The 11,525-nt window shown below is 71.9% G+C and carries 8 protein-coding genes; 7 read left to right on the top strand and 1 reads right to left on the bottom strand.

Translation table 11 applies throughout. The annotated features are described in order from the left end of the window. Positions 1 to 135 precede the first annotated feature (135 nt). The 3 genes from BIU90_RS17840 to BIU90_RS05555 all read left to right on the top strand — a co-directional run bounded on the left by BIU90_RS17840 (position 136) and on the right by BIU90_RS05555 (position 4,552). The gene (locus BIU90_RS17840) at positions 136 to 1,161 is read left to right on the top strand and encodes a helix-turn-helix domain-containing protein (RefSeq protein ID WP_083403736.1); all 1,026 of its coding nucleotides are present in this window, start codon (positions 136 to 138) and stop codon (positions 1,159 to 1,161) included. Between the two features lie 84 nt (positions 1,162 to 1,245). After that, the gene (locus BIU90_RS05560; RefSeq protein ID WP_071299255.1) at positions 1,246 to 3,021 is read left to right on the top strand and encodes a DEAD/DEAH box helicase; all 1,776 of its coding nucleotides are present in this window, start codon (positions 1,246 to 1,248) and stop codon (positions 3,019 to 3,021) included. Positions 3,022 to 3,217: 196 nt separating this feature from the next. Then, the gene (locus BIU90_RS05555; protein WP_071299254.1) at positions 3,218 to 4,552 is read left to right on the top strand and encodes a fibronectin type III domain-containing protein; all 1,335 of its coding nucleotides are present in this window, start codon (positions 3,218 to 3,220) and stop codon (positions 4,550 to 4,552) included. 57 nt (positions 4,553 to 4,609) lie between these two features. Here the strand turns inward: BIU90_RS05555 and BIU90_RS05550 are convergent, their stop codons facing one another. Next, complete coding sequence (locus tag BIU90_RS05550) at positions 4,610 to 5,536, bottom strand: NAD-dependent epimerase/dehydratase family protein (RefSeq protein ID WP_071299253.1); 927 nt, start codon at positions 5,534 to 5,536, stop codon at positions 4,610 to 4,612. A 124-nt stretch (positions 5,537 to 5,660) separates the two neighbouring features. Here BIU90_RS05550 and BIU90_RS05545 point away from each other — a divergent pair, with 124 nt between their 5' ends. From BIU90_RS05545 to opgC, 4 genes are all read left to right on the top strand, one after another. Beyond that, complete coding sequence (locus tag BIU90_RS05545; RefSeq protein WP_071299252.1) at positions 5,661 to 6,413, top strand: TetR/AcrR family transcriptional regulator; 753 nt, start codon at positions 5,661 to 5,663, stop codon at positions 6,411 to 6,413. A 160-nt stretch (positions 6,414 to 6,573) separates the two neighbouring features. Further along, entirely contained in the window at positions 6,574 to 8,595 is a 2,022-nt protein-coding gene (locus BIU90_RS05540) for a glycosyltransferase (RefSeq protein ID WP_254786951.1), read from the top strand. Beyond that, positions 8,592 to 8,993: an ATP-binding protein gene (locus BIU90_RS05535; RefSeq protein ID WP_071299251.1), complete on the top strand. Its 402-nt coding sequence runs from the start codon at positions 8,592 to 8,594 to the stop codon at positions 8,991 to 8,993. The genes BIU90_RS05540 and BIU90_RS05535 overlap by 4 nt, the downstream gene beginning before the upstream one ends. Then, positions 8,990 to 11,491, top strand: a complete 2,502-nt coding sequence (gene opgC, locus BIU90_RS05530) for an OpgC domain-containing protein (protein ID WP_071299257.1) — start codon at positions 8,990 to 8,992, stop codon at positions 11,489 to 11,491. The genes BIU90_RS05535 and opgC overlap by 4 nt, the downstream gene beginning before the upstream one ends. Positions 11,492 to 11,525: the final 34 nt, after the last annotated feature.

Here is an 11,525-nt window from a genome sequence, read left to right as displayed (position 1 = left end):
GCCACGGACCTCCCGTCTGTGCCGCGGCCACCACAGCGGTCGGCGCTTGTCAACCCCTGTCGGCCTCGCGTGCTGCGTGGCGATACTGCTGACGCAGCCGCGACGGGACCGCCGCGGCGACCGTCAGGAGGTGCCGTGCCCGTCAACCCGACCCCATCCGACGACCGGCTCCGCGCCGACCGGACCTGCACGGACCGCGAGGACGCGACGCGCCTGGCCGCGTGCCTGTACACCGCGACCGACGTGGCCTTCGGGCCGGGGGAGCCGTTCCGCTTCCACCACCGCTCGATCCGTGACCTGCACGTCGAGTTCATCAGCTCCGCGGTGAGCGCCGAACGCAGCGCGGTGCTGCACCCCGACGGCGCGGTGCTGCTCGCGTGGACGCTGTCCGGCGAGCTGCGCGTCGGCGAGGGCACCCAGCAGGACGTCGCACCGCGCGGGGTGCCGATCGCACTGCCCACCTCCGGGCCGTGTCCGGTGTCGCTGCCCGAGGGTGCCGTCCGCTTCGTGCGGATCGACCTCGGCTTCGTCGAGACCGTGGACGCCGTCCTGCGCGGGTGCCCCGGGGTCGTCCGGCCGGGGGTGCCGGCGCTCCGACGGTTCCCCGCGCCCGAGGCGCTGCCGGGACTCCGCGCGGCGCTGGGTGCTGCCGCGGCGGCGGCCTTCGCCGAGGACGAGCCGGCTCCCGCCCGGCTCTCGCTGCAGGTCGAGCTGGTCGAACAGGTGCTACTGGCCTACGGCTCGGGTGCCGAGGAGGTCCGGGGCATCCGTCCGATGCCGTACGCGCGCTCGTCGGCACGCACGGTGGAGCTCGCCCGCTCCTGGCTCGCCGAGCACTGCAGCGAGCAGATCACGCTGGCCGACCTCTGCCGGGCGGTCCGCCTGAGCCCGCGCACCGTGCAGAGTGCGTTCATCGAGCAGACCCGGACGACACCGATGGCGTTCCTGCACGACATGCGGCTCGACCGGGTGCGGATCGCGCTGCAGCTCGCCGACCCACGCAACGACTCGGTGGCCGACGCCGCACGGCAGTGGGGCTTCCGGCACATGGGTCGCTTCGCGGGGGCGTACGTGACTCGGTTCGGGGAGTACCCCGCCGCGACGCTGCGGGCCGGTCGTGCCCGTTCGCGGGTGCGTCCCGACGAGCGACGGACGGCCTGACCAGCACACGCGGACGGCCCGGACAGCGCGGTCGAACGGCCTGACCAGTACGTACGAGGGCGCGCGACCGGGTACCGTACCAGGATGACCTCCGAAACGAACAGCACCACCGACGCCACCGACGAGGGGCCCGTGGTGACGTTCGCCGACCTGGGGCTCAGCGAGCCCGTGCTCAAGGCCGTCAAGGAGATCGGGTACGAGACCCCGTCCGCGATCCAGGCAGCCACCATCCCGACCCTGCTCGAGGGTCGCGACGTCGTCGGACTCGCCCAGACCGGCACCGGCAAGACCGCGGCGTTCGCGCTGCCCGTGCTGTCCCGCATGGAGTCCGGCTCCAAGCTGCCGCAGGCCCTCGTGCTGTCGCCGACCCGTGAGCTCGCGCTCCAGGTGTGCGAGGCGTTCGAGCAGTACGCGTCGCACATGCGCGGCGTGCACGTGCTGCCCGTCTACGGCGGCCAGGCCTACGGTGTGCAGCTCTCCGCGCTCCGCCGTGGTGTCGACGTGGTCGTCGGGACCCCCGGTCGCATCATGGACCACATCGCGAAGGGCACGCTCGACCTGTCCGAGCTGAAGTACCTGGTGCTCGACGAGGCCGACGAGATGCTCAAGATGGGCTTCGCCGAGGACGTCGAGACGATCCTCGCCGAGACCCCGGACACCAAGCAGGTCGCACTGTTCTCCGCGACCATGCCCGCGCAGATCCGCCGCATCTCGAAGCAGTACCTCAACGACCCGGCCGAGATCACGGTCAAGGCGAAGACGACCACGTCCGCCAACACGACGCAGCGCTACCTCATCGTGTCGTACGCGCAGAAGGTCGACGCGCTGACCCGCATCTTGGAGGTGGAGGACTTCGAGGGCCTGATCATCTTCGTCCGCACCAAGAGCGAGACCGAGACCCTGGCCGAGAAGCTCCGCGCCCGTGGGTACGCCGCAGCCGCCATCAGCGGTGACGTCGCCCAGGCCCAGCGTGAGCGCACGGTCAACCAGCTGAAGTCCGGCAAGCTCGACATCCTGGTCGCGACCGACGTCGCCGCCCGTGGCCTCGACGTCGACCGGATCACCCACGTGGTGAACTTCGACATCCCCGTCGACACCGAGTCCTACGTCCACCGCATCGGTCGCACCGGTCGTGCCGGCCGCAGCGGTGCCGCGATCAGCTTCGTCACCCCGCGTGAGCGTCGCCTGCTCGTCGCGATCGAGAAGGCCACGCGCCAGCCGCTGACCGAGATGACGCTGCCGAGCGTCGAGGACGTCAACGTCACCCGCCTGACCCGCTTCGACGACGCGATCACCGCGGCGCTCGAGTCCCGCAGCCGCATCGACGCCTTCCGCGACATCATCGCCCACTACGTCGAGCACCACGACGTGCCGGAGCAGGACGTCGCCGCGGCACTCGCCGTCGTCGCGCAGGGTGACACCCCGCTGCTGCTCGACCCCGCCGAGGACGCCCTGCGCCGTCAGGTCGAGCGTGACCAGCGCCGCGACGAGCGCAAGGGCCGCGACGACCGCGAGTCCGACGGCGGCGACCGCCGTCGACGTTCCGTCCCGATGACGCCGTACCGGATCGAGGTCGGCCGTCGCCACCGCGTCGAGCCCCGCCAGATCGTCGGTGCCCTGGCGAACGAGGGCGGCCTGCGCCGCGACGACTTCGGTGCGATCCGCATCCAGCCGGAGTTCTCCATCGTCGAACTGCCCTCGGACATGCCCGGCGACGTGCTCGGCAAGCTCAGCGACACCCGCATCAGCGGCCGCCTGATCGAGATCAAGCCGGACCGTCGGGGCGGCGGAGCCGGTGGCTACCGTCGCGGGCCGCGCGAGGACCGCGACGAGCGTCCGGCGCGCAAGCCCCGGTACTGAACCCGGTGCGTCCCTGACGGGATGCGTCCCTGACGGGAGGCCCGGTGCCAGCTGGCACCGGGCCTCCCGTCGGTCTGCGGTGCGGGACACCGCACATCCCACCGCAGACCGTTCCGTGCCCGTTTCCCCGGCCGCTGTGCGGTGCCACGCTGACCCCGTGGCGCGGCTCGGATGCCGTGCGGACAGGGGATCGAGCATGTACAGAGCAGTCCTCACGGTCGCAGCAGCGGCCGTGCTCGTCGCCGTCGGGGTCACCCCCGCGCAGGCGGCGCCGACGGTGCCGGGAGCGCCGTCTTCCGTCGCGGTGTCCGGGACCGGTGGCGACGCCGACGTCACCTGGGGGCTGCCGCGCTCCGGTGGCGCCGTCACCGGCTGGCAGGTCACGATCTCGCCGGCCGACCAGCAGCCGAACCGCGGCGTCGACCGCCTGCCGGCCGCTGCGCGCCGGGACCACTTCGGCTCGCTGCGGGACGGCGTGACCTACACCTTCGCGGTCCGGGCCGTCGGCGCCCGGGGCACCGGTCCGGCCGTGCAGGTCCGGCACCGCGCGAGCACGCCCGCGCCTGCGGCCGAGTCGCTGTTCGCCCTCGACGCTGCGGGCAACGTCGTCCGCTACCCGACGACCGGGACCGGGACGGCACGGACGATCGCGCCGAACGGGGCCGGCTACACCGCTGACGACCGGGGCGACGTCTTCGTGCCCTCGGCCGACCGGACCTCGGTGCTGATGTACCCGGCCGGCGGCGCTGCTCCGCGGACCGTCGTGTCGGGGCAGCACCTGACCGCTGACCTGCGCTCCGACGTGGCCGGCAACCTGTACTGGGTCGACAGCGTCTCCGGGTCCGTGGTCCGGCTGCCCGTGACCGGCGGCGCGCCGGAGCCCTGGGTGTCCTTCCCGCAGTCGTCGCTCTCCGGCGCGCGGGGCCTGTGGGCGGTCGGTCGTGACGGCACCGTGTCCACCTGGAGCGGGAACCAGGCGACCGTGACGGTGACCTCGCGGACGCCGGCCGGGGCGACCTCGACGCGGGCCGTGTCGTTCGGCACCGTCGGGACGTTCGGGTACGTGCAGGCGCTGCTGGCCGACGGCCACGGCGGGCTCTACGTCAACTGGCTCTCCCCGGGAGCCGCAGGCGCGTTCATCTGGTACGCCCTGCCCGCCGGTGCGACGACGTGGGTCTCCGCCGAACCGCGCCTGGCGTTCGAGTACGCCGCGACGAACACGGACTCGTTCCGGCTCCTGCAGTCGGCCGAGTGGTGCACGACCCCGTCGGAGAACACCGGCAAGTGCGCGGTGGACCGGTCGATCCCGGCGCTGACGACCCGTGCGGTGGACGGCACCACGACCTCCGTCCCGGTGACCGGGCTGACGGCTGGCTCGCGCGGCGCCAACATCGCCGCTGCCGACGGGGCCGGTGACGTGTTCGTCGACATCGACGCGGCACCGACGGCCGGCCTCTGGCGGGTGCCCGCGGCGGGCGGTGCGGCGCAGCAGCTGTCGGCCGCGCAGTTCTCGCGCCTGCTGGTGATCTGACCGTTCGCCTGCAGGACGGGAGGCCCGGTGCCAGCTGGCACCGGGCCTCCTGTCCGTCTAGGCGACGCCCGTCGCGGTGCGGCGGCAGACCTCGGCCCACGGCGTCGGGTCGATGCCGAAGTGCTGCCGCGCGGCACGGTCGTCGAGCACGTAGGGCGCCGTCCACTGGTACCCCATCTCGGCGATCTCGCGCATCATCGGCGAGACCAGCCCGATCGCCCGCAGTGCCGGGGCCGGCAGCCGGTGCACGGTGACCGGCGGCTTCCCGGCGGCGGCGAGCACGTCGGTCAACGCCCGCACCTGCGAGACCGGTGCGTTCGACGGGACCATCCACGTCCTCCCGTGTGCGGTGGGGTCGTCGGCGGCCGCGACCAGGGTGCGGGCGACGTCGAGCACGTCGGTGAAGGTGTGCGGCTGGTCGGTGCGGCCGATCATCCAGACGGCCTTGCCGCGCAGGGCGTCGGGCAGGACCCGGGTGACGTGGCCGTTCTGGCCGATCCCGGGCCCGACGTAGTCCGAGGCGCGCACCTCGACGGTCCGGAGCCGACCGGCACGGTGCGCCTCGAGGGCGTCCCGCCACATCCGGGCCCGCAGGACGCCCTTGTGGTCCGTGGCGGCGTCCGGGGTGCCCTCGTGCATCGGCGCGCTCGTCGGGCCGTACGGGTACAGGTTGCCGGTGATCGCGTACACCGCGCCGGTCCGCTCGGCCGTCGTCAGCAGGGACGACGCGAGCGGCGGCCAGGTCCGTTCCCACTGCGTGTAGTCGCCGGGGTTCGCGCAGTTGTACAGCGCGGCGGCGCCCGTCGTGATGCGGGTGAGGGCCTCGGCGTCGGTGGCGTCCAGCGCCACGTGGGTGACCCCGGCGATGCCGGTGTCCCGGCCGGAGCGGGTGACCACCGTGACCTGGTCGCCGCGCTCGGCGAGCAGGGTTGCGACGTGCCGCCCGACGGGGCCGGCGCCGACGACGACGTGGTGCTGCGACATGGGTTCCTCCTGGGATGAAGTGAGAGCACTGCTCTCGGTTCGATGAGCATGACACGGTGTCGCGCCGTTGACAAGAGCAGTGCTCTCGTTTGTGATCGGTGATCTTGCGTGGCAGGGTGAGGGCATGACCGACCGCGACCCGACCGACCGTGCCCCGTCCGCTCGTGACCTGGCGCGCGCGACGATCCGCGCTCGCATCACCGACGCGGCGCGGGCACGGCTGACGGACGAGGGGCCGGCGCAGCTCTCGCTCCGTGCGGTGGCGCGGGACGTCGGCATGGTGTCCTCGGCGGTCTACCGGTACTTCCCGAGCCGCGACGACCTGCTCACCGCCCTGCTCGTCCAGGCCTACGACGAACTCGGCGCCGCGGTGGAACAGGCCGATGCGGCGCACCCGCGGGACGACGTCGGCGCACGGTGGCTCGCGGCCTGCCGAGCCGTGCGGACCTGGTCGGTGGCGCACCCGGGGGACTTCGCGCTGCTGTACGGCAGTCCGGTTCCCGGGTACGCGGCGCCGCAGGAGACGATCGAGCCGGCGACCCGGGCCACGCTGGTGCTGGTGCGGATCGTGATCGACGCGATGGAGGGTCGACCGCTGCCGACCCCGACGATCACGCCCGTCCCCGCGCCGGCCGACTCCGTGGTCGCGGGTGCGGTGGCGTACATCCGGTGGCGGGGGATCAGCGAGGACGTGCCCGCCGAAGCCGTGATGCGGACGCTCATGGCGTGGACCGCGGTGTTCGGGACGGTGTCGTTCGAGCTGTTCGGCCACTACGTGGGCTCGGTCGACGACGCTGCCCGGTACTTCGACCTGGCGGTCGAACGGTTGGCCGCCGACATCGGGTTCGCCGCGTCGGGGTCGTCGGCGTCGGTCTGACGACGGGTTCGCCGCGTCGGCCTGACAACCGGCGCGCGCTGCGGTAGACAGGTCGTGACACGGAGACCGACCCGACGGACTCCGGTGCCGCAACCGCCGCCGGATCAGGAGACACCTTGCAGCGCACCACGACGTCGATCGTCGGCTCGGGAGCCGGACGATGACCGCGCTCGACCTCAGCCGTCAGGACCGTCGACGCCTGCAGACCGGCACCGCGCGGCGTCGGATCGTCGCCGTCCGGACCGTCGCGTTGCTGGCCTCGCTCGCTGGCCTGAACTACGTCGTGTGGCGCTGGGCCGCCTCGGTGAACTGGCACTCGTGGTGGATCGCCGTCCCGCTGATCCTGGCCGAGACGTACAGCGTCATCGACTCGCTGCTGTTCGCGTTCGGTGCATGGCGGCTCCGGGAACGCGGCGAACCCCCGACCACGCCGACCACCGACGTCACGGTCGACGTCTTCATCACCACGTACAACGAGCCGGTCGAGCTGGTCGTGCGCACCGCCCGCGCGGCGAAGGTGATCCGCTACCCGCACCGCACGTGGATCCTCGACGACGGCAACCGACCGGAGATGCGTGCCGCCGCCGAGGAGCTCGGCCTCGGCGTGATCACCCGGGGGCAGGACTGGGTCGACCGTCCCCGCCACGCCAAGGCCGGCAACCTCAACAACGCGCTCATGGCGACGCAGGGGGAGTTCCTCCTCATCCTCGACGCCGACCAGGTCCCGGACCCCGCGATCCTCGACCGCACGCTCGGGTACTTCAAGGACCCGCGGATGGCGCTCGTGCAGACGCCGCAGTGGTTCGAGAACGTGCCGGACGCAGACCTGCTCGGCAGCCAGGCGCCGCTGTTCTACGGCCCGATCCAGCAGTCGAAGGACGGCTGGAACGCCGCGTTCTTCTGCGGCTCGAACGCGATCCTGCGGCGCGAGGCGCTGATGCAGCTCGGCATCTCCCGCTACGTGCACGAGGTCGAGGCCTCGGTCGAGCGCACGCTGAAGACCTCGCGGAAGCTGCTCGCCCGGGCGCGTGCGACCGAGACGGACCCGCGCGTGCTCGAAGCGCTCGACGACGCGCAGGGCGTGGTCGACCGCGCGCGCGACCAGATGAGCCGCGACGAACCGCTCGGCGACGTCACCTACGAGTTCCAGCGCGGGATCGACGCGATCGCGTTCCGGTTCGCCGCCGCCGACCTCGAGTCGGTGCGGAGCGACCTGCAGGAACTCGCGGCGATGTCCACCGACGCCGACACGTTCGCGGGCCTCGACGACGCTGCGCTCGACGTGCTCGGGCAGCGGAACGCCTCGCCGGTCGCCGCGATCGAGGCCATCGCCGTGCTGGCGCGGGCGGTCGACGTGAACCGTGGCGACGAGGCCCAGGCGGTCATGCCCCTGGCGACGATCTCGGTCACCGAGGACATGGCCACCGCGATGCGGCTGCACGGGCTCGGGTGGAAGTCGGCGTACCACGACGAGATCCTGGCGAGGGGGCTCGCACCCGAGGACCTGCCGACGATGCTGGTGCAGCGTCTGCGGTGGGCGCAGGGCACCATGCAGGTCTTCTTCCGCGAGAACCCGCTGGTCCAGAACGGCCTGTCGTTCGGGCAGCGGCTCATGTACTTCTCGACGATGTGGAGCTACCTCTCCGGGTTCGCCGCCGTCGTGTACATCGCGGCGCCGGTCCTGTGCCTGTCGTTCGGCGTCGTCCCCGTGCAGGCCTACAGCGTCGACTTCTTCGCCCGGCTGATCCCGTTCCTGGTGCTCAACCAGCTGCTGTTCTGGGTGGTGGCCGCTGGAAGACCGACCTGGCGCGGGCAGCAGTACTCGCTGGCGCTGTTCCCGGTGTGGATCGAGAGCGTCACGAGCGCCTTCGCGAACGTGTTCCGCGGACGCCCGCTCGGGTTCCGGGTCACGCCGAAGGTGCGCGACGAGGCCGAGGCGAAGCCGCGCTGGGATCTTGTCCGTCCGCAGCTGTGGGCGATGGGTGCGCTCGTCGGCGCCCTCGTGCTCATCGGCATCCGCTACCTGACCGGGCAGGCCTCGGGCATCGCGCCGCTGGTCAACACCGCCTGGGTCGTCTTCGACCTGTTCATCTTCAGCATCGTGATCCGCGCCGTGCTCTACCGCGGTCCGGGCTCGGTGCAGTCCGAGCACGAGTCCACCACCACCGGAGGCCCACTGTGACCGCGTTCGACGTCCCCGCCGTCCCCGAGAGCCTGGACACCGTGCAGAACCGCTTCGCCGCGTGGTGGGCATCGCTGGGGGTCGACGACCTGCCGCGCCGCTTCGCCCTCGAGACGGCGCTGGCCGAGATCGCCGCGAACATCGTCGAGCACACCGCACGGTCCGACCGCGAGACCGGCCGTCGGTACTCGGTCGAGCTCGACGCGACGCCCGAGGCCTTCAGCGCCGTGCTGCGGGACAACGGCCTGCCCGTCGACCTCGACCTCAGCGCCGTGACGATGGCGGACGTCGACGCCGAGAGCGGTCGCGGCCTGGCGCTGGCGATCGCCGCGCTCGACCGGCTGGAGCACCGGCACGAAGGCGGCCACAACGTGTGGACCCTGGTGTGCACCCGGTGAGGCGTCGGTTCACCCAGCTCGTCACCCTGCTCGTCGTCGCCGGCACGCTGGCGCTCGGGGGAGCCCTGCCCGCGCAGGCTGCGGGGAACGCGCAGACACCGCTCGCGCCGGCGTCCGGCAAGGCCTGGTTCGGCCCGGACCTGGACTGGGGGTCCGACGCGCCGGACGGGTACGCGGGACGCCTCGGGGCGACGCCGTCCAGCTACGGCGTCGAGATCGACTACCCGATCGACCGGTCCGCCGAGCGGGAGCTCCTCCGGTCGACACGGGCCGCCGCGGCACAGGGGGCGACCCTCGTCGTGAGCCTCGAGCCCGACGTCGCCCTGCGCACCCTGACGGCCGCCGACGCCCGGCGCGCGAACGACCTGCTCGAACAGGTGCACACGCAGTACCGGACACAGGTGCTCGTGCGGTTCGCCCCGCAGATGAACGGCACGTGGGTCCGCTGGGGGCAGCAGCCGACGCAGTTCGTGTCGGCGTTCCGCACCCTGGCTTCCGAGGTGCACCGCGGGAGCTCGGACGCGCTCATGGTGTGGTCGCCGTCGTACGGTGCCGGGTACCCCTTCGGCGAGTCCTCCGGGCGGCTGCAGGACCTGTCGGCCACCGACACCGCCAAGCTCGACACGAACGGCGACGGTCAGCTGACGGCAGCCGACGACCCCTACGGTCCGTACTGGCCGGGGGCGTCGTCCGTCGACTGGGTCGGCCTGTCGATGTTCTCGTTCGGCAAGGGCAAGGCGACCGAGGCCGCCGGGCGTGACGTCCCGCTCACCACGAACGACGTGCCCGAGGCCGGTGAGGTCGCCGCCCGCTTCGCCGAGACCTGGGGCTACGAGACCCCGCAGCAGGGCACGTTCTACGACCGGTTCGCCGCGGGCCGTGACCGCCCGATGCTGCTCGACACCGGCGCGCTGTACGACCACTCGATCCGCGGCGCCGCCGAGCTCGACGTCAAGCAGGGCTGGTGGCGGCAGGTCTTCGCGCAGGTCGAGGACCACCCCCTGATCCGCGGGGTGACCTTCCTCGAGACGAACCGTCGTGAACCCGAGGCCGGCAACCGCGTCGCCGACTGGCGCGACACCGCGGTGCCCGGGATCGCCGGCTCGTTCCGCACCGACCTCGAGCAGGCCGACCGGTTCGTGTTCGGGCCCGTGACCGAGCGCGTCACGCCACAGGACGGCAACGCGGCCACGAACCAGCAGCTCGACACCGGCGGCGACCAGATGGCGTGGATCGTCTGGTGTGCCGCGGGCCTGGCCGCCGTCTTCCTGCTGAGCGGGCTGTTCGGCCGCCTGCTGCCGAGCTGGCGGTACCCCGACGACGGCGGGCCCGGACGCGACCTGCGACTCGACATGTTCCGCGGGTTCATCATCCTGGCCGTGGTGATCACCCACATCGAGATCGGTGGCCCGTACTCGTACATCACCCTGCACGCCGTCGGGGCGATCACCGGCGCCGAGATGTTCGTCTTCCTGTCCGGCATGGTGCTCGGCATGACGTACCCGCTCGCGATGAAGAAGTTCGGCGAGTGGGCCGCTGCGATCGGGGCGTTCAAACGGGCCCGGAAGCAGTACGTCGTCACGCTCGTGGTGATCGCGGTGGTCTTCGCGCTGAGCTTCGTCCCGTTCCTGAACACCGACGCCATCACGACCTTCACGGACCGGGGGACCGGCACGGGCGGTGTCGGTGCCGAGGGCCGCGTGTACGACCTCTACCCGAACGCGATGCAGCTGCTCGCCTACCCGCCGCCGTGGTTCGCGATCCGGCAGTTCCTGCTGCTGGAGATGGGCCCGTGGCCCTTCAACATCATGGGGTTGTTCGTGGTGCTGAGCCTGTTCATCCCGCCGCTGCTCTGGGTGATCCGCCGCGGGTACTGGTGGGCAGTGCTCGTCGTCAGCTGGGCGCTCTACGTGTTCCAGGCGGTGAACCCGGACTTCGCACCGCTGAACTCGCAGTTCAACGCGGTGTTCCCGCTCCTGACCTGGCAGGTCGTCTTCACCCACGGACTCGTGCTCGGGTACTACCGCCGCCAGGTCGTCGGTGCGCTGACCAGTCGCGTCGGCCGGGTGCTGATCGGCATCGGCATCGGTGGGTACGCGGTGTTCCTGGTCTACGTCTGGGCGGCGAACCACGCGGGGTTCACCCCGACGCCGTTCCCCGCGTCGATGTACGACGACCTGTACAACACGGCGTACCAGCGCGTCGACCTGCAGTGGGGGCGCCTGGTCGACATCGCGTTCTTCGCGATCGTGTCCTACGCCATCCTCACGGTGTTCTGGAAGCCGATCGCGGCCGTCATCGGCTGGTTGTGGATCCCGATCGGGCAGGCCAGCCTCTACGTCTTCGTCTGGCAGGTCTTCTTCGCGCTGGCGATCGCGTCGATCCCGGGTGTGCCCTGGGGTGACTTCTGGATCGGCTTCGTGGTGCACTCCGCGCTCATCCTGCTGGCCTGGTACATGGTTCGCAGGAAGTTCCTGTTCAGCGTCATCCCGCGCTGACCGCGCACCGCTCTCCCTCGCGAAAGCGACAGAT

Origin of the sequence: Curtobacterium sp. MCBA15_001 (assembly GCF_001864835.1) — a bacterium.
Classification (GTDB): domain Bacteria; phylum Actinomycetota; class Actinomycetes; order Actinomycetales; family Microbacteriaceae; genus Curtobacterium.
The sequence above is the reverse complement of the archived record's forward strand: the minus strand, read 5'-3'. Positions and strand labels throughout refer to the sequence as shown.

Excerpts from the sequence above, each read along its gene's own strand:
- BIU90_RS05560 (WP_071299255.1), top strand. The coding sequence starts at position 1,246 with ATGACCTCCGAAACGAACAGCACCACCGACGCCACCGACGAGGGGCCC.
- BIU90_RS05545 (WP_071299252.1), top strand. The coding sequence starts at position 5,661 with ATGACCGACCGCGACCCGACCGACCGTGCCCCGTCCGCTCGTGACCTG.
- BIU90_RS05555 (WP_071299254.1), top strand. The coding sequence starts at position 3,218 with ATGTACAGAGCAGTCCTCACGGTCGCAGCAGCGGCCGTGCTCGTCGCC.
- BIU90_RS05550 (WP_071299253.1), bottom strand. The coding sequence starts at position 5,536 with ATGTCGCAGCACCACGTCGTCGTCGGCGCCGGCCCCGTCGGGCGGCAC.
- BIU90_RS05540 (WP_254786951.1), top strand. The coding sequence starts at position 6,574 with ATGACCGCGCTCGACCTCAGCCGTCAGGACCGTCGACGCCTGCAGACC.